Source organism: Clostridium amazonense (assembly GCF_056431285.1).
On the sequence record NZ_JBWKMH010000010.1, the window covers coordinates 230,112 to 255,794 of the forward strand.

Annotated in this window: 22 protein-coding genes; 21 read left to right on the plus strand and 1 reads right to left on the minus strand. The window is 27.5% G+C overall.

The features are described from left to right. The first annotated feature begins 183 nt into the window (after window positions 1-183). The 9 genes from AC07E4_RS05495 to AC07E4_RS05535 all read left to right on the plus strand — a co-directional run bounded on the left by AC07E4_RS05495 (window position 184) and on the right by AC07E4_RS05535 (window position 6,853). A complete protein-coding gene (locus tag AC07E4_RS05495) occupies window positions 184-519 on the plus strand; it encodes a DUF6514 family protein (RefSeq protein WP_040330603.1) in 336 nt (111 codons plus the stop codon). Window positions 520-900: 381 nt separating this feature from the next. Further along, complete coding sequence (gene acpS / locus AC07E4_RS05500) at window positions 901-1,275, plus strand: holo-ACP synthase (RefSeq protein WP_040330602.1); 375 nt, start codon at window positions 901-903, stop codon at window positions 1,273-1,275. A gap of 1 nt (window position 1,276) precedes the next feature. Beyond that, the gene (locus AC07E4_RS05505; protein ID WP_051540520.1) at window positions 1,277-2,191 is read left to right on the plus strand and encodes an NAD(P)H-hydrate dehydratase; all 915 of its coding nucleotides are present in this window, start codon (window positions 1,277-1,279) and stop codon (window positions 2,189-2,191) included. Window positions 2,192-2,263: 72 nt separating this feature from the next. Next, a complete protein-coding gene (locus tag AC07E4_RS05510) occupies window positions 2,264-2,896 on the plus strand; it encodes a germination lipoprotein GerS-related protein (RefSeq protein ID WP_040330601.1) in 633 nt (210 codons plus the stop codon). 75 nt (window positions 2,897-2,971) lie between these two features. After that, window positions 2,972-4,135, plus strand: coding sequence for an alanine racemase (gene alr, locus AC07E4_RS05515; RefSeq protein WP_040330600.1), 1,164 nt, complete (start codon window positions 2,972-2,974; stop codon window positions 4,133-4,135). Window positions 4,136-4,280: 145 nt separating this feature from the next. Beyond that, the gene (locus tag AC07E4_RS05520) at window positions 4,281-4,544 is read left to right on the plus strand and encodes a hypothetical protein (RefSeq protein ID WP_040330598.1); all 264 of its coding nucleotides are present in this window, start codon (window positions 4,281-4,283) and stop codon (window positions 4,542-4,544) included. Window positions 4,545-4,560: 16 nt separating this feature from the next. Further along, window positions 4,561-4,926 carry a type II toxin-antitoxin system PemK/MazF family toxin gene (locus AC07E4_RS05525; RefSeq protein ID WP_040330597.1) on the plus strand — a complete coding sequence of 122 codons (366 nt, stop codon included), beginning with the start codon at window positions 4,561-4,563 and terminating at the stop codon, window positions 4,924-4,926. Between the two features lie 161 nt (window positions 4,927-5,087). Continuing rightward, a complete protein-coding gene (locus AC07E4_RS05530) occupies window positions 5,088-5,915 on the plus strand; it encodes a transketolase (protein ID WP_040330595.1) in 828 nt (275 codons plus the stop codon). Further along, window positions 5,912-6,853 (plus strand): transketolase family protein, encoded by a 942-nt coding sequence (locus tag AC07E4_RS05535; protein ID WP_101541726.1) that lies wholly within the window; start codon window positions 5,912-5,914, stop codon window positions 6,851-6,853. Before AC07E4_RS05530 ends, AC07E4_RS05535 begins: the two co-directional genes overlap by 4 nt. A gap of 1,252 nt (window positions 6,854-8,105) precedes the next feature. Here AC07E4_RS05535 and AC07E4_RS05540 read toward each other — a convergent pair. Further along, window positions 8,106-8,873 (minus strand): YdcF family protein, encoded by a 768-nt coding sequence (locus AC07E4_RS05540; RefSeq protein WP_478215896.1) that lies wholly within the window; start codon window positions 8,871-8,873, stop codon window positions 8,106-8,108. Window positions 8,874-9,162: 289 nt separating this feature from the next. On the opposite strand from AC07E4_RS05540, the gene AC07E4_RS05545 reads away from it, so the two are divergent. From AC07E4_RS05545 to uvrC, 12 genes are all read left to right on the plus strand, one after another. After that, window positions 9,163-9,639: a hypothetical protein gene (locus tag AC07E4_RS05545; RefSeq protein ID WP_040330592.1), complete on the plus strand. Its 477-nt coding sequence runs from the start codon at window positions 9,163-9,165 to the stop codon at window positions 9,637-9,639. Window positions 9,640-9,829: 190 nt separating this feature from the next. Then, window positions 9,830-10,516 carry a cell division ATP-binding protein FtsE gene (gene ftsE / locus AC07E4_RS05550; RefSeq protein ID WP_040330682.1) on the plus strand — a complete coding sequence of 229 codons (687 nt, stop codon included), beginning with the start codon at window positions 9,830-9,832 and terminating at the stop codon, window positions 10,514-10,516. Further along, a complete protein-coding gene (gene ftsX / locus AC07E4_RS05555; protein ID WP_040330591.1) occupies window positions 10,506-11,396 on the plus strand; it encodes a permease-like cell division protein FtsX in 891 nt (296 codons plus the stop codon). The genes ftsE and ftsX overlap by 11 nt, the downstream gene beginning before the upstream one ends. A gap of 283 nt (window positions 11,397-11,679) precedes the next feature. Beyond that, window positions 11,680-12,948, plus strand: coding sequence for a S41 family peptidase (locus AC07E4_RS05560; protein WP_478215897.1), 1,269 nt, complete (start codon window positions 11,680-11,682; stop codon window positions 12,946-12,948). Window positions 12,949-13,135: 187 nt separating this feature from the next. After that, window positions 13,136-14,419, plus strand: a complete 1,284-nt coding sequence (locus tag AC07E4_RS05565) for a PDZ domain-containing protein (RefSeq protein ID WP_430829011.1) — start codon at window positions 13,136-13,138, stop codon at window positions 14,417-14,419. A 10-nt stretch (window positions 14,420-14,429) separates the two neighbouring features. Beyond that, a complete protein-coding gene (gene uvrB / locus AC07E4_RS05570; RefSeq protein WP_478215898.1) occupies window positions 14,430-16,397 on the plus strand; it encodes an excinuclease ABC subunit UvrB in 1,968 nt (655 codons plus the stop codon). Between the two features lies 1 nt (window position 16,398). After that, a complete protein-coding gene (uvrA, locus tag AC07E4_RS05575; protein WP_478215899.1) occupies window positions 16,399-19,221 on the plus strand; it encodes an excinuclease ABC subunit UvrA in 2,823 nt (940 codons plus the stop codon). A gap of 91 nt (window positions 19,222-19,312) precedes the next feature. After that, on the plus strand, window positions 19,313-19,753 hold the full coding sequence (locus AC07E4_RS05580; RefSeq protein ID WP_478215900.1) for an FHA domain-containing protein: 441 nt from the start codon (window positions 19,313-19,315) through the stop codon (window positions 19,751-19,753). Window positions 19,754-19,769: 16 nt separating this feature from the next. Next, on the plus strand, window positions 19,770-21,194 hold the full coding sequence (locus AC07E4_RS05585; RefSeq protein ID WP_430829008.1) for an FtsW/RodA/SpoVE family cell cycle protein: 1,425 nt from the start codon (window positions 19,770-19,772) through the stop codon (window positions 21,192-21,194). Further along, window positions 21,184-22,629, plus strand: coding sequence for a peptidoglycan D,D-transpeptidase FtsI family protein (locus AC07E4_RS05590; RefSeq protein WP_040330583.1), 1,446 nt, complete (start codon window positions 21,184-21,186; stop codon window positions 22,627-22,629). Before AC07E4_RS05585 ends, AC07E4_RS05590 begins: the two co-directional genes overlap by 11 nt. 503 nt (window positions 22,630-23,132) lie before the next feature. Next, a complete protein-coding gene (locus AC07E4_RS05595) occupies window positions 23,133-23,735 on the plus strand; it encodes a metal-dependent hydrolase (RefSeq protein ID WP_478215901.1) in 603 nt (200 codons plus the stop codon). 42 nt (window positions 23,736-23,777) lie between these two features. Next, the gene (gene uvrC / locus AC07E4_RS05600) at window positions 23,778-25,631 is read left to right on the plus strand and encodes an excinuclease ABC subunit UvrC (RefSeq protein WP_040330581.1); all 1,854 of its coding nucleotides are present in this window, start codon (window positions 23,778-23,780) and stop codon (window positions 25,629-25,631) included. The last annotated feature ends 52 nt before the right edge of the window (window positions 25,632-25,683 follow it).

Below are 25,683 nucleotides of genomic sequence, written 5' to 3' on the forward strand. Positions count from 1 at the left end.
AAAATTAGAGACTAAATCAATTAAATATTATATCAAAAATATCATATTTAGCAATACTAATATTAATATGTCAAAATGAAGCGAGAAAATAAAAACTCGTTAAACATTAACTGACATATTTTTTTTTTATAAAGTGATAGAATCAAGGCATAAAAAATGTGTTAGTTTGAGGGGGTTATACTAGTGGTTGTAGTTGAAAGTATAAAAAATATGATGGAGAATGAAAATGTAACTTATGAATATATTTACAAGTTATTAGAAAGCGATTATTCATCTGAGTTAAATCAACGGATAGTTAAATCAAAGGCATATGGAGTAGAAGTAGAAAGAAAAGATATTGTTAATGGACAAGTTATTTCAACATGTAAGGATTTTATAAAGTATATAAGTCCTAAAAAGGAAAGAGTTACAGAGTTAGTTAAGTTTTTGAAAAATAATACAGTATCTCCAATACATTTAGTTGATGTTATAGAAGAATGCATTGAAGGGTATATATCAGATTTTAATGATATAAATTAGAGAATACTCAATAATCAATTATAGTGTAGTTATTTAAAAATGGCTTATAAATTATAAAATATGGACTTTATGTTTCATTAATAAAATAATAATTTTTATAATAAGAGTAAAATAGAGTAGTTCTAATTTTACTCTTATTAATAAGTAAAAATTTTTAAAATTATGAATATATTTTTACTAAAATTTATTTAAAATAATCTGAAATTGCAATATGACTTGTGTAAAACCTATTATAATAATAAATTTTATGATAATATATAAATAAAAAGTTTAAAGTAAAAAATTGATAATAAGGGGTGATTTTAGAAATTTCTTAGTTGAAATAACATAAATAAGTATAGAGAAATTTTTAGTGTGTTATGTGTTAAGTGAGGTGGTTAAGTGATATCTGGTATTGGAGTTGATATAGTAGAGATACATAGAATTGAAAAAGCAGTAAATAGAACTAAGAGTTTTTTAGAAAAAACATTTAGTGAAGAAGAATTAGAATTTTTCAAGAATAAGAAACTTAGAATAGAACAAATAGCAGGAAGGTTTGCCGCCAAAGAAGCTATATCGAAAGCTTTAGGTACTGGATTTAGGGGATTTAGTTTTAGAGATTTAACAATAATAAATGACGAATTAGGAAAACCTATTGTTATTTTGAGTGAAAATGCTAAGAAAATTGTAGGCAAAGATGGAAATTACAAAATTCATATAAGTATATCTCATAGCAATGATAATGCAATAGCATATGCCATTTTGGAGGTGGAATAAAATGAATGGAGGATTTCAAGATTTTAAAAAATCTATAGTATCTAATTTACATAGTATTTGTGTTAAACCTTATAAGTTGAATGACGATTTTATATTATCATGTTTTGAAAAAAGAAAATCAGATGGGTACAAAGGTGATTATGGTAGAGTACTAGTGATAGCAGGATCAAGAGGGTATAGTGGTGCAGCATATTTAGTAACAGAAGCATGTGTTAGAAGTGGTGCAGGATTAGTTACATTATGTACACATAGAGAATTGCAAGGCATCATGAGCATAAAGTTAAATGAGGCTATGACAATAAATTTTGAAGAAACAGATAAAATTAATAATATCGTAACTAAAAGCAATGTTATAGCTATAGGACCTGGAATGGGAAATAGTAAGTTGACTTATAATATATTAAAAGAGATTATAACAAAAAGTGAATGTCCAATTGTAATTGATGCAGATGGAATAAATGTATTACAACAAAATTTAGAATTGTTAGAATCAAAAAACAATCAAATTGTACTGACTCCACATATGGGAGAAATGTCAAGATTAACTGGATTGTCTATAGAAGAAATAAAAAATGATAAAATAAAAGTTGCTAGGGAATTTGCAGAGTTAAATAATGTAATAGTCCTATTAAAAGATCATAATACTATAATTACAGATGGAAAGTCGGTATATATAAATACTACTGGAAACAGTGCTATGGCATCTGGTGGAATGGGTGATACATTAACTGGAATTATAGCATCATTCATAGCTCAAGGATATGATCCGTTAAAAGCTACATTCATGTCAGCTTATATACATGGATTTTGTGGAGATGTTTTATCAAAAGATATGTTTTGTGTTAATGCAACTCATTTAATTGATTTTTTGCCTTATGGTATAAAAATGTTTTTAGAAAAAAATATAAAAAATTAATAAAAAAGTTATAGTAGCAAATTATTCTTAATAGATATAGTAGTGTATTATTGAATTTAGGGGGAGTAATTTGTGAGTAATAAAATAAAAAGGTCAGTAGTAATAGTTATTTGCATAGTTGCATTTTTTTTTACTGTACTAATAACTTGGAGGCATAGCAATAATAAAGATTTGAGCAAAGCTAATGAAACTAAGATTATTGATAGTTTGAAAAATATGAAGGGATATGAAACAGATATAGAACTAGAAGTATTAAATGGAAGACAAAATCTTAAATATTCAGGAAAACAAAAGTATTTAAAAAATATAGGTAAAGAGATAAATCTAGGGGAAAATAGAATATTTACATATGATAAGGATAGTATACATGTCAATGATAAAGCAAATATGAAAAAATACGATTTGCCAGAGAATTTTGATGAAATATTAAATCAATTAGGGGTTGAAAAATTTTGCGAATTTTTAGATAGTAGCAGTCAAGTCGTAATATCTAATAAGGAATTAGATAATAAGGAATATTTAGCTATTGATTTATTGCTTCCGGGATATAATAAAAACATATACAGAGGAATAATGTATATTGATAGTGAAAGTGGAATACCAAATCAATATCATATATTAGATGAAAAGGGGACAATTAGAATTAGATGTAACTACAAAAAATTTTTAAATAAAGAAAAAATTGAAAATTTTGAAATTAAATAAATATGGTTACATATTGGGTATCAAGTTGTATTATATAACATTATAAATAGTTAATTTTATGGAGAGGTGGAAAAAATGTTTAGACATTTAAGACCAGTGTGGGCAGAAATAGATTTAGATAAATTAGCTCACAATATGAAAGAAATAAGAAGAGCTTCACAAAGTAAGGGAATTATTGCAGTTGTAAAAGCTGATGCTTATGGACATGGAGCAGTAGATGTAGCACCAGTGCTTTTAGAAAATGGAGCAGATAGATTAGCAGTAGCAGTAATTAGTGAAGCAGTAGAATTGAGGAGATCAGGGATAGATGCACCTATAATGATATTAGGTTTTACACCACCAAACTTGATAGATACACTTTTAAAATATAATATTGAGCAAACTGTTATAAATTATGAGTTTGCAAAAGAGTTATCCAATATGGCAAGAAAGAAAAATAAAATAGCTAAGATTCATATAGGGATAGATACAGGCATGGGAAGGATAGGATTCTTACCAAATGAAACTAGTTTAAATGAAATATCAAAAATAAATCAACTACCAAATATAGAAATTGAAGGTTTATTTTCACATTTTTCTTCAGCTGATGAAAGCTGTAAAGAATATACACTTAAACAATTGATGTGTTATGAGGATTTTTATAAAAGGTTAATAGAAAATGATGTGAAAATAAATAATAGACATATAGGAAATAGTGCTGCAATTATAGATTTGCCTAAGACTCATTTCGATTATGTTAGACCTGGAATTATCCAATATGGATATTATCCGTCAAATGAAGTTTTAAAGGGTAAATTGAATTTAAGGCCAGTTATGTCAGTTAAGTCTAATATAGTTCATATAAAGACTTTAAAGGCAGGAGAGCATATAAGTTATGGAAGACGGTTTACTACAGAGAGGGAAAGCATTATAGCTACATTACCAGTAGGATATGCAGATGGATATACAAGATTACTTTTTGGAAAAGGAAAAGTTATTATTAATGGAAAGTTTGCACCGATAGTTGGAACCATATGTATGGACCAATGTATGATAGATATAACTGATATTGAGGGTGTAAAAATTGGAAATGAGGTTATACTATTAGGTGAAGACAACCAAGGTAATAAATTTAATGCTGATGATATAGCAGAAAGCCTAGGAACTATTAACTATGAAGTAATTTGTGCAATTAATAAGAGAGTTCCGAGGGTTTATACAAAAGGTGGAAAAGTAATTAAGGTTAGAAATTATGTGTAACTAATGCATTGTCAGATAAAGTAAAAAACTGTTGTAGAAAGTAGAAAAAACCAATAATTTCTTTGACATCATGACATTAATTCAATTATAATTAAAACGGTACATAAATGGTTGTTATTAGTTATATAGGAGGTAGTGATGTTCCATGTCAGATTCAAAGAAGTTGCATGCAGATATTTCTAAGTCAATGTTAATGAATATAAGTGATACTTTGACTAAAGATTATAGTGAAAGTAAGGAAACTTTGGATAACTCTATAATATTATATATAGAGGAAGAACTTCCAATAGAATTTATAGAAAATATGAAAAATGGATATTTAGAAATGGCGGAATTAAATTTAGAAATATCCGAATTGGGATTAGAACAAGATGTTTGTGATTTCATAAAATATGAATCAAAGCTTTAGGAGTGTGAATTGCCTAATGACAACTGTTGTGAAAAGAGGAGATATATTTTATGCAGATTTAAGTCCAGTTGTGGGATCAGAACAAGGAGGCGTTAGGCCTGTTATAATCATTCAAAATGATATAGGAAATAGATATAGCCCTACAGTTATTGTAGCTGCTATAACGTCTCAAATAAATAAGGCTAAGTTGCCAACACATGTGGAAATATCATCAGAAGAGTATGGACTAAATAAAGATTCAGTAGTTCTTTTAGAACAAATAAGAACTTTAGATAAGAGAAGATTAAAAGAAAAGATAGGTCATATGACAAAAGAAGATATGGAAAAGGTCAATACATCTTTGATGCTTAGCTTAGATTTAAAGCATAAAAAGACAGTTTAATTTAATAAAGAGTTTAATATACACATATAATAAAAGAACCTTAACAGGTTCTTTTATAGTTTTAATATGGATAAGTAAAAAACTTAAGATAAAAATACATTGTTAAAAGATAGAAAATTGTTATAATATTTATAGAAGATAATCTAGGAGGTACTGGTTATATGGAAAAGACACTAGACCAATTACAAGAAATAACTAAAGAAATAAGAAAAGATATTGTTACAATGTTAACAGAATCAGCATCAGGACACCCAGGTGGATCATTATCATCTGTTGAAATTTTAACTACGTTATATTTCAATGAAATGAACGTTGATCCAAGTAAACCAAATGATCCTGATAGAGATAGATTTGTACTTTCAAAGGGTCATGCAGCACCAGTATTGTATGCTACATTAGCTGAAATGGGCTTTTTTGATAAGTCAGAACTTATGAAATTAAGAAAAATAGGTTCTATACTACAAGGACATCCAAATATGAATTATGTGCCAGGTGTTGATATGTCAACAGGTTCATTAGGCCAAGGAATATCAACTGCTGTAGGTATGGCATTAGCAGGAAAATTAGATAATAAAGACTATAGAGTTTATACACTTTTAGGTGATGGAGAACTTGAAGAGGGTCAAGTATGGGAAGCATCAATGTGTGCTGCTCATTACAAATTAGATAATTTAACAGCATTTGTTGATTATAATGGCTTACAAATTGACGGAGATATATCTAAAGTTATGAATCCGAATCCAATAGCAGATAAATTTGTTGCTTTTGGATGGAATGTTATATCATTAGAAGATGGTCACGATTTAGCAGCTATAAAAGAAGCTGTTGAAAAGGCTAAGAATTTTAAAGGTAAACCTACTATGATAGTATGTAAAACTATCAAAGGCAAAGGTGTGTCATTTATGGAGAATCAAGCTGGATGGCATGGATCAGCTCCTAGTAAAGAACAATGCGAAATAGCATTAAAGGAAATAGGAGGGGAAAAATAATGGCAAAAATAGCAACAAGAGAAGCATACGGAAAATCACTTGCAAGAATGGGTCAAGAAAATAAAAATATAGTAGTTTTAGATGCAGATTTATCTAAATCTACAAAAACTGCAGAATTTAAAAAAGTATGTGAAGATAGATTTTTAAATATGGGAATAGCAGAAGGAAATATGATGTCTGTAGCAGCAGGACTTGCAAGTTGTGGAAAAATTCCATTTGTAAGTACATTTGCAATGTTTGCAGCAGGTAGAGGATTTGAACAAATAAGAAACTCTATATGTTATCCTAAATTAAATGTAAAAGTATGTGCAACACACGCTGGATTAACAGTAGGTGAAGATGGTGCATCACACCAAGCAATAGAAGATATATCACTTATGAGAAGTATTCCTAATATGGTAGTTATAAGCCCAAGTGATGCTATAGAAACAGAAGCAGCAATAGAAGCTATAATAAAATATAATGGACCATGTTATGTGAGACTTGGTAGAAGTGGTGTTCCAGAAATAAACACAAATTCAGATTATAAATTTGAAATTGGAAAAGCAGTTAACCTAAGAGAAGGAAAAGATGTTTGTATAATTGCTACAGGAATAATGGTTGATGCAGCTTTAGAAGCAGCAAATACATTAAGTGAAGAAGGAATAAAAGCTACTGTACTTAATATACATACAATAAAACCAATAGATGAAGAAGCTATAGTAAATGCTGCTAGAAAAACAGGATTAATAGTTACAGCAGAAGAACACAATATAATTGGTGGATTAGGATCAGCTGTAGCTGAAACTGTAACAGCAAATTATCCAGTTCCAGTATTAAGAGTTGGTGTAAAAGATACTTTCGGAGAAAGTGGAAAACCAGCAGACTTATTAAAAGCATATGGATTAACATCAGAAGATATAGTTAAAGCTGTTAAAAAAGGTTTAGAAATAAAGTAAATTTAAGTTAATGTAAAAAGTTAAGACTTTATGGTTAGTTACTGCTAATCATAAAGTCTTTTATTATATTAAAATCTATATAGTTTTTATAAAGAAAAATCCAATTAAAAGAATAAATAGTATACCTAAAAAAATCATTACTTTACCTATATAAGTGTCTTCAAATGAATTTTCAGTATAAATATTATTTTCAAAGTCTACTAAAATTTGTTTGTGATTGTTTAGATGTTTACAATTCTTAATTTTTATTATATCAGTATAGGTATGTGTAATGGGATTAATTTCATAAGAGTACAAAGAGATAGAATTAGATATTAAGTTGTTTGTTAGTAAAGTTTTATCAAATATTTTTTTTAGGTTATTAGTATCAATATTATATATAAATAATTTTGTATATTTTTTTCGTGTAAAAAATAAATAAAACAAGAAGAAGATAAGGGCACATAAACCTACAAAAATTGTATTCTTATTCCAAGGCATTACTAAAAGTATAAAAAACAATACAATTAATTCTGTAGAAGTAATATGAGAAATATAAGTTTTAGTTTTTAGTATATTTACCCCAACAATAATAAAATAAATTGCATAAATTAATGCAATTACAGATAGAAATAATGATTGACCATTCAAAAAAATCACTCCCAACTATATATATAAAATTAATTTATGTAGATTACTTTATTCATAATAGAAATTAAAAAAATAAGTTAATTATATTTTAGTTGAGAATTTATATAAAAATTAAACATTAACAATTAAAGATAAAATATTATAGTAAAGTTATTTTAAGTATCATAAATTATTAGAGCGGAGATTCCGATCTAAAGTATTATATTGTTAGTGATCAAAAAATTTAAGAAAAAATAATTTGCAAAATTTTTAAATGTATAGGAGTTTCAAATTAATAGGTTAACAACTATTTGAAATAGTTTATTTAATTTATAGTATAGATTCTACATATTAAATACTGATTAAAATAATATATATATAATGTGAATAATAGATATGTAACAAAAATTTGAGAGAATATAAAAGTAAATATAAGAAAACTATACTATTTCAAAAATATATTATGACTTGAAATATAGGGTTCCAAGTTCATCTTCATAATTATTAGTTCCAAAACTTGGATACCCTTAAGAGTGAGACTAGCTCGGAATCATTTTATAGTAAGTATTTCTTTTGAAAGAAATATATTTACATCTAAAAAATAGTTTTGAATTCGAGTTTGTTTCCCTATAGTATAGTTTTCTTATTTATCAAATATTATTGATTTAAAAGTAGCAAAAAATTCCCTAGTAAAGAAATTTGGTTCTAATATTAATGGGGTAGGGCTATTATAAAATGTAACATTATTATAGCCATTACGGTTAGCTAAAATACTACTTCTAAAAGCATGAAAGTTACTAGTGATTATTTTAATTTTTATATCACTAAAGTTCATATTAGAATCTTTTTGTATCATATTTCTAGAAAATTTAAAGTTTTCAAAAGTGTTAGTTGATTTATTTTCTAAAATAATTTTATTTGATGAAATACAATTATTAAGTAAATAAATTTTCATAGCTTCAGCTTCTGAAATACCTTCATCAGGACCTTGTCCACCAGAAAGGATAATTTTAGAACTTTCATTAGAAGTTTTAGTTAATTGGATAACGGCATCAAGGCGTCTTTTAAGTGTTAAAGATGGCTTATCATTTTTAAGACCCGCACCTAAAATTACAATGTAATCTGAAGTAGTTGTATCCTTTAAAGTTGAGAAATAAATAATAAATCCTTCTAAAACAATAAAAACTATAAGAAAAATTATTAGAAAAGGTTTAGCAAATTTAATTAGGCTAGAAATAGTATTTATGCTATAAAAGTAAGGTTTAGAATAATGAAAAACTATTAGAAATATTCCTGTGATTAAAAAGAATGAACTAAAGGCTATTTTACCGAGAAAGATAGTTAGTGTTAAAAAGTAAATAACAAAGAGTACTCCTAATATTAAATCAAAATTGTGTTTAATAATAATCAATCCTTTCTAAAAACGTAATATTAGTAATATTTTAACATAAAAATAGGAATAAGAATAAAAATAAAGTTGATTAATTTCAATTTACAGAAAATAATGACATTTGTAAGAATGTATGATAAAATTATTAAAAAATAGTTTGTTCATATATGAAATTTTTATTAATAGTTATAAATATATAGAACTTTTATCATATTTATTTATAATTAAGAAATAATATAATATGTAAATTTAAAAACTTTTAGGAAAGGAGTATTATCTAATTATAAAATAGATAATAAGTGGAAGATATATGAATTATGAAATGAAATCATCTGAAAATAATCAATACATAAGTGGAAGATCTAAAACTAAAATGATAATTGGCGATATACTTCAAAGCTTTAAAATATCATTAATTATATATGCACTTGTAATAGTAGGAGCTTTTATAATTGCCACTATATACACTATTTCAAATAATTATCAATACAAAAGTGATTTTATATGGGGGTATGGAGTACAGTTTTTAAGTTTTTCGTATATATGGGCATTCCAAATATTAAGATATTCTATGTTGATAGGAATGATAGTGTCTTGTGTAGGATTATTTCTTACAGCTGTTGGATTTGCAAAACCAATAGTAATGAGACCATTAGATTCAGAAAAACAATGGAGAATTTATTATGAAAAGTTTAATATAATATTGGCAATAGGAAGTATATGTTTTTTTACATTAATATATTCATTGTCATTAGATGTAATATTAGTAAATCTTCTGAATATGTAAAGCAAATTTTAAAGTTAATGGGTATTTATAGTACAAAATCCATTAACTTTTTTATATTTACCCTATAATTAACGATTTTTTTTATTATTATATAAGAATAAGACAAAAAATTATGCTATAATTAAGAAATGAAAAAGTATAAGTTAGGTTTTATTTTAAAAGGAAAGGAATGGAGTGTGAATATAAGAAAATGATAGAATTTAAGAATGTTACGAAGGTATATAATAACAACGTTTTGGCGTTATCGAATTTAAATATAGAAATAAATAAAGGTGAGTTTGTGTTTTTAGTAGGTCCAAGTGGGGCTGGAAAGTCTACATTTATAAAAATGTTGTTAAAAGAAGTAAATCCAACAGCAGGAAATGTAATTGTAGAGGGGACAGATTTAACAAAATTAACAAATAAAGAGGTTCCTTTTTATAGAAGAAAAATAGGAGTTGTATTTCAAGACTTCAGATTAATACCTACATTGAATGTTTATGAAAATGTAGCATTTGCATTAAGAGTTACAGGTGCGACAGAAAAAGAAATACATAAGAAAGTACCTGTTGTATTATCAATGGTTGGATTATCTAAGAAATATAAATCATTTCCTAATGAGTTATCAGGTGGAGAGCAACAAAGAATATCAATAGCAAGAGCAATTGTAAATAGTCCAAGCCTTTTAATTGCAGATGAGCCAACTGGTAATTTAGATCCAGAAACTTCATTAGAAATAATGGATATTATAAGTGATATTAATAGGGCTGGAACAACTGTAGTTATGGCTACGCATGCCAAAGATATTGTTGACTCTATGAAAAAGAGAGTTATAGCTATAGAAAAAGGAACTGTAGCAAGAGACGAAGAAAGGGGTAAATACGGTTATGAAATTTGATTCAATTAAATATTTTTTCAAAGATGCATTTAAAAGTATAAAAAGAAATAAAACCTTAAGTATTGCCTCAGTAGCAACTGTTGCAGCTACATTCTTTATACTTGGTATAGTGGCATTAACATTGGTAAATGTAAATAAAGCTGTTAATGATGTTGGTTCTAAAGTTGAAGCAAGAATATACTTGAAAGATGATATAACTAGCGAAGAAAAAGCTAAACTTGAAAAAACTCTTAAAGATACAGAAGGAGTTTTAAATGTTAAATTAGAAAGTAAAGAGCAGGCTTTAGAAAATTTAAAAGACCAATTAGGTGACGATACTGGAAGTATTACAGCAGGATTTGACAAGAAAAATCCGTTACCAGTATCATATATTGTTAGAGTTAAAGACCCTAAAGCTATAGATAATGTAGTTGAAGCAATTAAAGATGTAAAGGGAATTGAAAAAATTAAAGATGCTAGAGAAATAATTGATAAGGTTACAAAAATAACAGATGCAGTTACTATGGCTGGTATAGGAGCATCAATTATATTTATACTTGTTTCAGTATTCTTAATAGGAAATACAATAAAAATAACTGTATTTTCTAGAAAAAGAGAAATAGGAATAATGAAATATGTTGGAGCTACTGATTGGTTTATAAGATGGCCGTTTGTAATAGAAGGTATGATTTTGGGAATTCTAGGATCACTTATATCTTTATTATTAGTTTATCTTGGATATATATGGGGACAAAATTGCTTCCAAGAATATCTTATGGGATTTAATTTTGTAAGCAATATGTATATATTAAAAACTTTATCATGGGAATTTATTCTTGGTGGAATGTTTATAGGTTCATTAGGAAGTATAATTTCAATGAGAAAATTCTTAAAAGTTTAATTAAAATAGAAATGATTTTTCACATAGATAGAGGTTGTCCAAAAGACAATCTCTATTTGTTTTTGCAGAAGAATTTTGTAAAGTATTTTTTATAATGGATAATAAAATCGGTGTATGGATACATATAATAATAAAGAAAATAGAGTTGCTTTAATTATAAAATTATAAATAAAAAAGTAAGATTAAGTTTTTATTTAAATAGTGTTATAATTATTTAAAGTAACTACGGAATTGGATATATTAAGCAATTTTATTAATGTAGGAATTTAAGAGGTGGATAGCAATGAAGGATGAAAAAAATGAAAATGACTATTTAAAAAGAGATAGCCAAAAGAAAACTGTAAAAAGAAAATCTGTTACATACACAGTACTTCTTTTAATACTTACTAATATTATCACAGCATTTGTGGTAAGTATGATATCAGTAAGACTTCCAAATGGAAAAGTTATAGTTAGCCAAAAGACATTTGAAAATATATTAACATTTGAAAAACTATATACTGTTAAAGATAAGATAGATAAATATTACATGGGAGATATAAATGAAGATGATCTTATAACTGGTGCAGCAAAGGGCATGGCAGCTTCATTAAAAGACCCATACACAAGTTATATGGATAAGGCACAATTTACAGAGTTCACAACACAAACAGAAGGAAATTATGTTGGATTAGGAATACAAATAGGAGCTAAAAATGATAAGATAGTTATAGTTTCAACATTTGAAAATTCACCAGCAAAAAAAGCAGGAATTTTAGCTGGTGATGAAATTATATCAGTAAATGATGAGGTTGTTTCAAGTAAAGATATGGATAAAGCAACTTCAATAATGAAAGGTGAAGAAGGCGGAGCAGTAAAGCTTATAGTAAGTAGAGATAATGATGAATTATCATTTGATTTAAAAAGAGAAAAAATTGAAATGGTAACAGTTAAAAATGAAATGATAGAAGACAAAATTGGATATATACAAGTTTCAATGTTTGATGAAAATACTTCTAAGCATTTTAAAGAAGCAATAAAGAGTTTAAAAGATTCAGGAATGGAAAGTTTAATAGTTGATTTAAGAGAAAATCCAGGTGGACTTTTAGATCAAACAGTAGAGATGGCATCACAATTTGTTCCAAAAGGAGAAAATATAGTTTATACAGAGGATAAAAATGGAGAAAAAAAAGATTATAAATCTGTTGGTGGAGACAGTATAGGTCTTCCAGTAACTATACTTATTGATGGAAATAGTGCAAGTGCGTCTGAAATATTTATGGGATCACTTCAGGATTATGGATATGCAACATTAGTAGGTGAAACTAGTTTTGGTAAAGGAGTAGTTCAAACTACGTTCTACAGACCACAAGATGGATTTGGAGATGGTACTGCGTTGAAAGTTACAATTTCAAAATATTTCACACCAAATGGTAAGAACATACATGGAGTTGGGATAAGTCCAGATGTGGAAGTTAAATACCCAGATAATTTAAGGGAACAACCATATAATAGAGAAAAAGATCCACAATTTAAAAAGGCACTAGAAGTTGCAAGAGAAAAAATAAAATAGAATATAAAAAAGATAACTAGTTATTATAAATATATGATAACTAGTTATTTTTAAAATGTAGATAAATAGATATTAATATTGTTATAATAATAAATATTAATAAATAGTCATTTTAAAGTATCATGTTTGAAAGATTTGTAATAAAATGTTTATATAAAATAAGTAATGGTTAAGGGGGAACTCGGTTTTGGAATTACTAAAAAATACTTTAAGTAAAGTTTCATATGCATTAGTAGATCCAACATATTGCACAATTCTAATTGTGTTGGGATTTATATTTTATGTAAAAAATAAAAAGAGTTCAAGAGTTGAATATATGATAATGGGAGAAAAAAATATATCAGCATTTGAACTTACTATATCGCAAATAGTAATAGGCATATTTGGTGGAATATTAGCAAGTATAATGATAAGTTTTTTAGGTATAACATTTAATGCTACATCAAATATATATATTATATTTTGGATTTCTATAATACTTATGATGTTAAATCCTAGATTTATATGTTTATCATATTCATCAGCTGTATATGGAATTATTTCAATAATTGTATCATTTGTGATTAAAGGAACTAGCGGAGATATAATTAATATATTTGATATAGATATAATGAATTTATTAGCACTTGTAGGTGTTATGCATTTTGTTGAAGGTATATTGGTTATAATTGATGGCAAAAGAGGAGCTATTCCTGTATTTGGGAATAGAAATAATCAAATAGTAGGTGGATTTATATTAAAAAGATTTTGGGCAACACCTATAGTTTTACTAATGGTTATAGCAGCATCAAGTGATGTTACTGGAACTATAATTAAAACTCCAGAATGGTGGCCTATACTTAATCATACTCAAAATAAAACTTTATTTGAAACATTAGCTATATCGGCATTACCTATTTATTCTGTTATAGGTTATAATGCCGCTACATTTACAAAAACAAAAGAAAAGAAGGCATTATCTTCAGGTATATATATATTATTTTATGGATTAATATTGATATTAATATCTCCATTAGCACATTTAGGTGTTATAATGCAGGTAATTTTATTGATTCTTATGCCTACAATGCATGAAGGAATGCTTAATATACAAAGGAAAAAGGAAGTTAATGACGAACCTATATATGTTAGTGATAGTGAAGGTATAATGATACTTGATGTAGCTAAAAATTCATTTGGAGAAAAGATAGGTTTGAAATCTAGAGATATAATACTTATGATAAATGATATAAAAATGTACACAGATGAACACATTTTTAAATTTATGGAGGAAGTTCCAGAAAAGTTGTCTATGGAGATAAAAAGAGGCAAGGATATAATAAGTATAAATGAAGTAGTTAAAGGTAAAATAAGGCCTGGAATAGTTATAGTTCCTAGGGAATTTCCGAATAAAAGTAAAATAGTAAAGATGAATAAAAACTTTGATGAAGTACTTAATAAGGTTAGAAATAGAGAAAAATCAGATAAGTAGGAGAAGATAAATGAGTGAGTTTAAAATACATTCTAAGTTTAAACCAATGGGTGATCAACCAGAGGCAATAGAAAAGTTAGTAGAAGGAATAAAAGAAAATAAAAAATTCCAAACCCTTCTTGGAGTTACTGGTTCAGGAAAAACTTTTACAATGGCAAATATAATTGAAAAGGTTCAAAAACCAACTTTAGTATTAGCTCATAATAAAACCTTAGCAGCACAACTTTGTTCAGAATTTAAAGAGTTTTTTCCAGAAAATGCAGTAGAATATTTTGTGTCATACTATGATTATTATCAACCAGAAGCATATGTAGCACAAACCGATACTTACATAGAAAAAGACGCAAGTATAAATGATGAAATAGATAAACTACGACACTCAGCTACAGCTTCGTTGCTTGAAAGAAAAGATGTAATTGTTGTAGCATCAGTGTCTTGTATTTACGGTCTTGGTAATCCAGAAGAGTATAAAAAACTAACAGTTTCTATAAGAGAAGGCGCTGAGAGAGAACGAAATGATATAATAAGACAACTTGTAGACATACAATATGAAAGAAATGATATAAATTTTGTAAGAGGAACATTTAGAGTAAGAGGAGATGTACTAGACATATTTCCAGCATCATCAACTAATAGAGGTATAAGAGTAGAGTTTTTTGGTGATGAAATAGATAAAATTAGAGAATTTGATGTATTAACTGGTGAAATCACTTCTGGTATGAAGCATATTTCCATATTTCCAGCATCTCACTTTGCCACATCAAAGGAAAAGTTAGAAATAGCTATAAATCAGATTGAGCAGGAATTAGAAGAAAGATTAGAAGAATTGAAAGCTGAAGATAAATTATTAGAGGCTCAAAGATTAAAACAGAGAACAAACTTTGATATTGAAATGATAAGAGAGGTTGGATATTGCACTGGAATTGAAAATTATTCACGAATTTTAGATGGAAGACCTAAAGGAACACCACCACAAACGTTGATGAATTATTTTCCAGATGATTTTTTATTGTTTATAGATGAAAGTCATGTTACAATGCCTCAAATCAGAGCAATGTATGGTGGGGATAAATCAAGGAAAACATCCCTTGTAGAATATGGATTTAGACTACCATCAGCATATGATAATAGACCATTGAAATTTGAAGAATTTGAAGATAATCTAAATCAAGTTGTATTTGTAAGTGCTACACCATCAACTTATGAAAATGAACACTCTGAAAATGTAGCAGAACAAATAATAAGACCAACAGGGTTATTAGATCCACAAATTATAGTAAAGCCAATTAAAGGACAAATAGATGATTTATACAGTGAAATTAATAATACAATAGAAAATGGATTTAGAGTATTAGTTACAACATTAACAAAAAGAATGGCTGAAGATTTAACTAAGTATTTAAAGGATTTAGGGGTAAAAACTACATATCTACACTCCGATATAGATACTATTGAAAGAATGAAGATTATAAGGGACTTAAGAAAAGGTGTTTTTGATGTACTTATAGGAATAAATTTATTAAGAGAAGGTTTGGATATACCAGAAGTAGCATTAGTTACAATATTAGATGCAGATAAAGAAGGATTTTTAAGGTCTGAAACATCATTAATTCAAACTATTGGAAGAGCAGCAAGAAATTCAGAGAGTAAAGTTATTATGTATGCAGATAATATTACAAGGTCTATGGATAAAGCTATTAGTGAAACTAATAGAAGAAGAAAAATTCAAATGGAATATAATGAAGAACATAATATAATACCAACTACAGTAATGAAGGATATAAGAGAAGTAATAGAGATATCAACTGTAGCTGAGGAAACAACAGGTTATGGAATAGAAGAAGAAAAGGATGAAATTGATATTGTCGAGTATATTAAGAAATTAGAAGATGAAATGAAATTAGCAGCTAAAGATTTACAGTTTGAAAAAGCGGCTAGATTAAGAGATGAAATTGTAAGATTAAAAAAGGAGATATAGAATGAGGGATAAAATATTTATTAAAGGTGCAAATGTAAATAATTTAAAAAATGTAGACTTAGAAATACCTCGTGATAAACTAATTGTTTTTACAGGATTATCAGGATCAGGAAAGTCATCTTTAGCCTTTGACACATTATATGCAGAAGGACAAAGAAGATATGTAGAGTCTTTGTCATCATATGCAAGACAATTCCTAGGTCAAATGAACAAGCCTGATGTTGAATATATAGAAGGATTGTCACCAGCTATATCAATAGATCAGAAAACTACAAGTAGAAATCCTCGTTCAACAGTTGGAACAGTTACGGAAATATATGATTATCTAAGACTTTTATATGCAAGAGTTGGTACACCACATTGTCCTAAATGTGGAAAAGAAATCACACAACAAACTATAGATCAAATGGTAGATCAGATAATGAATTTAGAGCAGAAAAGTAAAATTCAAATATTAGCTCCAATTGTAAGAGGAAAGAAAGGTGAACATATAAAAATTATTGAAAATGTAAAAAAGAATGGATATGTTAGAGCCAGAATTGATGGAGAGTTAATTGATCTTATAGAAGATGAGATAAAGTTAGAAAAAACTAAAAAACATACAATTGAAGTTGTTATAGATAGATTAGTAATAAAAGAAGGTATAGAATCAAGACTTTCAGACTCGTTAGAAAGTGCACTTAAATTGGGTGAGGGTTTAGTTATTGTAAATATTATAGGAAAAGAAGATATATTATTTAGTGAGGATTTTGCTTGTATAGATTGTGGAATAAGTATAGGTGAAATTGCACCAAGAATGTTTTCATTTAACTCACCTTTTGGAAAATGTGATAAATGTGATGGACTTGGTACACTTATGGAGATTGATGAAGATTTGGTTATACCAAATAAAAGTAAAAGTATACTAGATGGAGCTATAGTAACTTTTGGTGAGGGAAGTTTAAAAGAAGATTCTTGGACGCTTTCTGTATTAAAAGCTTTAGCAAGGGAATATAAATTTTCATTGGATACTCCACTTGATGAATTACCAAGAGAAAAATTAGATGTTATTTTATACGGAACAGATGGTAAGAGGATACAAGTTGAATATACAAAGGAATTTAAAACAGGAATATATAATCACAATTATGAAGGTGTTATTAATAACTTAAAAAGAAGATATTTTGAAAGTAATTCTGATTACATAAAAAAAGAAATAGAACAGTATATGAGTGATAATCCATGTCCTAAATGTAAAGGAGCAAGACTTAGTAAGGAAGCATTATCAGTTACAGTAGGAAATAAAAACATATCAGAATTCTGTGCATTATCAATTAAAGATGAATTGAAATTTTTAAGTGATCTAAATTTTTCAGAAAAAAATAAAGTTATATCAGAACAAATATTAAAAGAAATAGTAAGTAGATTATCATTTTTGAAGGATGTTGGATTAGAATATTTAAATTTATCAAGAGCAGCAGGTACCTTGTCAGGAGGAGAAGCTCAGAGAATTAGACTAGCAACACAAATTGGTTCAAGTTTAATGGGAGTTCTATATATACTTGATGAACCTAGTATAGGACTACATCAAAGAGATAATGATAAGTTAATAAAAACACTAGAACATCTTAGGGATTTGGGAAATACATTAGTTGTGGTAGAACATGATGAAGATACAATGAGAGCGGCGGATTATATAGTTGATATAGGTCCAGGTGCAGGTGAGCATGGCGGTGAGATTGTAGCAGCAGGAACAATGGATGAAATTATGCAATGTAAAAATTCTATAACTGGACAATATCTAAGTGGTATAAAAAATATAGAATCACCAAAAGAATATAGAGAGCCTAACGGAAAATACATAACTATAATAGGTGCAAAACAAAATAATTTAAAAAATGTAAAAGTTGATATACCACTAGGAGTATTAGTATCTGTAACTGGAGTATCTGGCTCAGGTAAAAGTACACTTATAAATGAAATATTATATAAGGGTCTTAATAAACTAATAAATAAATCAAAAAAGATGCCTGGAGCACATAAGGAAATTAAGGGATATGAAAATATAGATAAGATAATAAATATAGATCAAAGTCCTATTGGAAGAACTCCAAGAAGTAATCCAGCAACATATACTGGTATGTTTGATATTATAAGAGAGGTATTTACAACAACCCCAGAAGCTAAGATGAGAGGTTATAAACCAGGAAGATTTAGCTTTAATGTTAAAGGTGGAAGATGTGAGGCTTGTAAAGGTGATGGAATAATAAAAATTGAAATGCAATTTTTATCAGATGTTTATGTTCCTTGTGAAGTATGTAAAGGTAAAAGGTATAATAGAGAAACATTAGAAGTTAAATATAAAGGCAAAAATATTGATGATGTTTTGGAAATGACTGTAGAAGAAGGTCTGAAGTTCTTTGAAAATCATCCAAGAATAACAGCTAAACTTCAAACACTAATGGATGTTGGACTTGGATATATAAGGCTTGGTCAACCATCTACAACTTTATCAGGCGGAGAAGCTCAAAGAGTTAAGCTTGCATATGAACTATCTAAACGTAGTACAGGAAAAACACTTTACATTTTAGATGAGCCAACTACAGGACTTCATATAGAAGATGTAAATAAGCTTATAAGTATCCTACAAAGATTGGTTGATAATGGTAATACTGTTTTAGTAATAGAACATAATTTGGATGTTATAAAATGTTCAGATTATATAATAGACTTAGGACCAGACGGTGGAGATAGAGGTGGTACTATACTTTGTACAGGAACACCAAAAGATATATGCAATTGCAAAGAATCATATACAGGACAATATTTAAAAAAAATGATATAATTGACAAGATTAGAGAGTATCATAAATAATAAATAGCAATAAAGAAAGAAATATTTCTTTCTTTGTTGCAATCTATGTATTATAAGGAGTAATGCCTATGGCAAATTTAAGTTTTATATTTAAAATATTAATAGTACTTATAATTTACTGTATTATTTTTTATGCATTAAAGATAATGTACAAAGATGTAAAAAATGAAGGTAGGAAAAGACCAAGAAAAAGTAACAGAGTTAAATTTGGCTTAGAAATAATAAAAAGAGGTCAAAACTACAATTTACAGGAAGGTTCTGTTATTCCTATAGACGATATGATAACAATGGGAAGAGCTGAAGACAATATGGTAGTTTTAAGTGATAAATATGCTTCATCTCATCACTTAAAAATATATTTAAGAAATAATGAATATGTATTAGAAGATTTAAATAGTACAAACGGAACCTTTGTTAATGATGCAGATATTTCAGGTAAAATAACTTTACAAAAAGGTTATATTATAAGAATTGGTTCATCAGAATTTAAAGTTATAAATTAAAGGAAAGGTGACAGAAATGAATAGTTTAAAAGAAGAAAAGCGAGTTCTGAAGCTTACATATTTATTAACAATGACACTTTTCCTTAATGTAGCTTTAATATCTCCAACATTTGATAAAGTATCTCTTGTTATGGGAATTATCATGTGTGGAGTATTAGGGTATTCACATTTTATTATAAGAAAGTTTTTTCCAGACGGCGATAAATATATATTATTATTTTCAAATTTATTAGCAGTTATAGGTATAGCCATGCTTACAAGATTGGATTTACCTATGTCTGGTGGAACCTTTATAGAAGATGGAACAAGAACTTTCCTTGCAGCTAAACAAATGATATTTTTTACAGTTGGTATAGCTGCATTTATAATGATAGTAGTAATACTTCCAGATTTAAAAAGTTTTAGCAATTACAAGTATATATATCTTGTTATAACTTTGGTACTAATGTCATTAGGTACGTTTTTTGCACCAGAAATAGGGGGGGCAAAGAACTGGGTTTCAATTGCGGGATTCTCATTTCAACCATCCGAATTTGCAAAAATAACATTAGTTGCATATTTAGCATCTTCACTGAAAGATTATGGAAAGGTGCCAGGTTATGTTGATAAAATATTTAACAAGCATTTTGAAATAAATGAGAGCAAAAAAAGTAAAAGAAAAGAAAAAGTAGAAGAAGATAACTTAGAAATAGCAGATAAAAATGTTGAAAAGAAGAAATTGAAAATAATGGGATTTAAAAAAGAAAGTGTATATAACTTTTTAAGTTTAGTAGAACCAGCCATGGTAGTTGCAGTAAGTTTAATATTTATGCTACTACAAACAGATTTAGGTTCAGCATTACTTTTCTTTGGAATATCTGTAACAATGCTATATATAGCTACTTCTAAGAAAAAATATGTATTTATAGCACTTTTACTATTTATATTAGGAGGAGTTGCTGGATATTTTTTATTTGGTCATGTTAGAGTTAGAGTTATGATTTGGAAAAATCCATGGGAATATGGATATGATCAGGGGTTACAGCTTGTTCAAAGTTTAATATCTATATCAGAAGGTGGAGTATTTGGAACAGGGTTAGGACTTGGATATCCAAAGTTTGTTCCAGTAGTTACTACAGACTTTATATTCTCTGCTATATGTGAAGAAATGGGAATATTAACAGGAATAGCGCTAATGCTAATATACTTCTTACTATTTTATAGATGTATAAGAGCAGCTATATATGTAAAAGATAAATTTTCAAGATTATTAGCTGTTGGATATAGTACAATGATTGCATCACAAGTACTTGTAATAGTAGGTGGAGTAATAGGAGCTATACCGTTAACAGGAATAACACTTCCATTAGTTAGTTATGGTGGTAGTTCTTTACTAATCACATATTTCTCACTTGGAATTATTCAAAAAATTTCAGAGGAGGGGAATAACTATGAGAAATAGTAGGAAGAAAAATGGCGATGATATATTAAGCAATATAAAAGTAGTTCTTATAGTTTTTCTTGTTTTATTTATAGGGTTAATATCTTATATAAATTATGTATATGTTTTTAAAAGTGACGAATATAGAGACAGTACATTTAATAAAAGACATGATGCAGAGAGAAGCAAAGTTTTAAGAGGAACCATATTCGACAGGAATTTAGAGCCGTTAACAAAAGGCGAAAAAACTGGAGAATTTGAGCAATCAAGAGAATATGTTTATGGCGAAAAATTTGCGCATGTATTAGGATATTATGATACTGTGTACGGATTAAGTGGATTAGAAAAGAGATTTGATAAGGCACTAAGTGGTAGAGAACAAGGAAATATAAAAAATAGTATAAAAAATTACTTTAAAAAAGAAGAAGAAAAAATAGGTGATAGTGTAGTTACAACATTAGATGCAAATTTACAAGTAAGTGCATTTAATGCATTAGGAGAAAATAAAGGTGCCATAATAGCATTGAATCCTAAAAATGGAGAGGTACTTGCTATGGTGTCTAAACCTACATTCAACCCTAATAATTTACATGATCAATGGGAAGCATTATCAAAGGATGAAGAAACTCCATTTTTAAATAGAGCAACAGCAGGATTATATGCACCAGGTTCTACATTTAAAACTGTTACAGCAGCCGCTGCTATAGAGAATATGAATGGAGTAACAGAAAGAATATTTGAAGATAATGGTGTTATAAATTTCAATGAAACTGCATCCTTAGAAAATGATAGTGGTGTTGCCCATGGAAGTATAAATTTAGAGCAGGCATTTACAGTATCAAGTAATGTTGTTTTTGGTACATTATCTATGGAAATGGGAAATAGTACATTAAAAGAGATGGCTGAAAAATTCTATTTTAATAAGGAAATACCATCAAGTACGCTAATATTAGAAGATAGTCAGTTTCCTACATATAAAAAATATGAAGTAGGTAACATAGCACAAAGTGGTATAGGTCAGAGTGGTGTATTAGCAAGTCCTATGGAAATGGCATTGGTTGCAAGCACTATAGCAAACAATGGTGTTATGATGGAACCTAATGTAGTACAGAAAATAGTGGACAGTAAAGGTGATACAGTATCAGAAATTGAATCTAAGGAAATTGGTCAGATAGTTCAACCTAATACTGCAGAGATAATAAAAAAATATATGAGAAATGTTGTAACTAGTGGTACAGCAACAAATGCTAATCTATGGAGTGTAGAAGTAGCAGGAAAAACAGGTACAGCAGACCATGATAGTGGAGATAAAATACCACACAGTTGGTTTATTGGATTTGCACCTTATGAAAATCCAGAAATAGCATTTGCTATTATTCTTGAAGAAGGTGGAAACTCATATAGAAATGCAGCTGATGCAGCAAAAGAATTTTTAAGTGGATACTATGGAAATTAAACAATGTTAAAAATAAAGCTGAAAACTAAAATTTAGTTTTCAGTTTTGTTTTGTGAAAAAATATAAGGTTATAATGTAAAATGAAATTATTTTTTATTTTATTTGAGAAAGGGCAATTTAAAGTATTATACAAAATTAACAATTAACAATGTAGGATAAAACTGAAGTATCAATTTTTAAAAATCAATTTTTATAATAATTTGCTAATCAAATGATTTAAATATCATATGAAAACTAGTTTTTATGTGTTTCTATTTTTAGATATTAGGAATAAAGAGAATAATATCTACCATAACTTTTCACTCTTCAATCTTAGTTCTTAATTGGTTCAAAATATAAAAATAGAAATAACATGTAACTTTAGTAGTATCATTTGATAAAAAGAGTACTTTAAATTTAAACTTGGAACCTTATATAAGGATTATAAATTTAAGTAATTTGTAGTATAATTTAAATGGATTATATTTTGAATAATATTAATTAATCCATGAGAGGTATTAAATATGACAGGGAAAACACATTTAAGTGTAGGAATAAGTGCTTTTATGTATTTAAGTGATAAATTGCCTGGGAAATATGCATTTTTAAGTCTAATATTTGCGGCTATTGGAAGTTTGTTTGCAGATATAGATCATCCTAAAAGTATAATAAATAAATATTTATTACCATTTAGAAATAACAGAAATAAAGTTATTTTTTATTTAACAGTTGGTATAGTGTTGTTATATTTAGATGATAAATATATGACATCTATGGTTGTTAAAATCGCTGGATTAAGTTCTATAATGATAGGTTTATCAAGTCATAGAAATGGGTTTACTCATAGTATATTTGGAATGTTGATATTTACACTAATAGTATTAACATTTGGCGAAACATATAATTTTGAGAATATATACATATATTTTTTTGTAGGATATATATTACATTTAATTTGTGATATGTGTACTAAAAAAGGAGTGCCGTTATTATATCCAATAAACAATAAAAAAATGAAATTCCCATTAGCGTATAGTAGTAACTCTAAAAGGGGAAAATTAACAGAAGAAATTGTAGTTTTATGTTGTATAATATATTGTACGTTAAAACTACCTACATTATTTTAGAATATAGTTTAGATAATATAAATATCTAAGAGAGGTGTAAATATGTTTGATTTTGAATTTCATTTAAAGAATTTACCAGATAATCCTGGTGTTTATCTCATGAAAAACACATTAGGAGAAGTAATTTATGTAGGTAAAGCGAAAAATTTAAAGAATAGGGTCAGACAATATTTTCAAAAGTCTAAAAACCATACAGAAAAAGTTAAAGCAATGGTTAAAAATATAGCTGAATTTGAGTATATAGTAACAGACTCAGAGATAGAAGCTTTAATTTTAGAATGTAATTTAATAAAAAAATATAGTCCACAATATAACATTTTGTTAAAGGATGATAAAAGCTATCCTTTAATAAAAATTACAATTAATGAAGAATTTCCTAAAGTTTTTGTTACAAGAGAAAAGAAAGATGATGGAGCAAAATATTTTGGACCATATACAGATATATCCGCAGTTTATGAAACTTATGATTTAATAAAAAAGACATTTCCTCTAAGAACTTGTAAAAAGAATATAACTACAGATGGAAAAAATACTAGACCTTGTTTAAATTATTATATTAACCTATGCAAAGCACCATGTGATAAATTAATAAATAGAGAAGATTATAAAATTATAGTAGATGATGTAATAGATGTACTGAGTGGAAAAGATAGAAAAATAATTAATAATTTAAAAGTAGACATGGAAAAAGCGTCAGAAGAATTAGATTTTGAAAAAGCAGCAAGCTTAAGAGATAAGCTAATAGCCATAGAAAAGATAAATGAAAAGCAAAAAATAATAAGTTCAAACTTTGAAAATGAAGATTTTATATCTATAGCTCAAGATGAGTTTGATAGTTGTATACAAATATTCTTCGTAAGAGATGGAAGAATTGTTGGTAGGGAACATTTTATATTAAATGACACTGGATATGAATCAAAAGAAAAACTTATATATGAATTTATTAAAAATTTCTATGGAGGAACTGCATTCATACCTAAACAAATATATACAACTTTTATAGAAGATAAACAAATATTAGAGGAATATTTATCTATAAAAAAAGAGCATAAAGTAGAAATAAAAATTCCCATTAAAGGTGAGAAAAAAAGAATATTGGATATGGTAGATAAAAATGCAAATCATGCTTTAGAAATATTTAAGATTAAAGATAAGACTGATAAGGAACTTCAAGATAATATTTTAAAAGATATTCAAGGAATATTAGAACTTAATGATGTGCCTAAGAGAATAGAAGCATACGATATATCCAATATAATGGGTGTTGATTCAGTAGGAACTATGGTAGTATTCCAAGATGGAAAACCTAAAAATAGCGACTATAGAAGATTTAAAATAAAAACAGTAGAAGGGCCTAATGATTATGATTCAATGAGGGAAATATTAACAAGAAGGTTTCAACATGGACTAGATGAGATAAAAAAAATTCAAACTGGTGAAATTAAATATTCATCTGGAAAATTTTCTATATTTCCTGATTTAATTATGATGGATGGTGGAAAGGGTCAAGTAAATATAGCAATTGAAGTTTTAAGAGAACTTAATATTAATATTCCAGTTTGTGGGATGGTTAAAGATGATAAACATAGGACTAGAGGATTAATATATGAAAATGAAGAAATCTATATAAATTCAAATTCTAAAGTTATAAATTTCATAACTAGAGTACAAGATGAAGTTCACAGATTTGCTATATCGTATCATAGAAGTTTAAGAAATAAGAATACACTGCACTCTGTATTAGAGGATATACCTAATATTGGACCAAAAAGAAGAAAAGAACTTATACAAAAGTTTATAAGTGTTGAAAATATAAAAAAAGCAACAGATGAAGAATTATTGGAACTACCATCGATGGATAAAAAATCGGTGGAAAGTCTTCGAAAAAATTTATAAAAATTTAGAGTAAATTTATAAATTATGTAAATAATTAAAATATATCTTATTT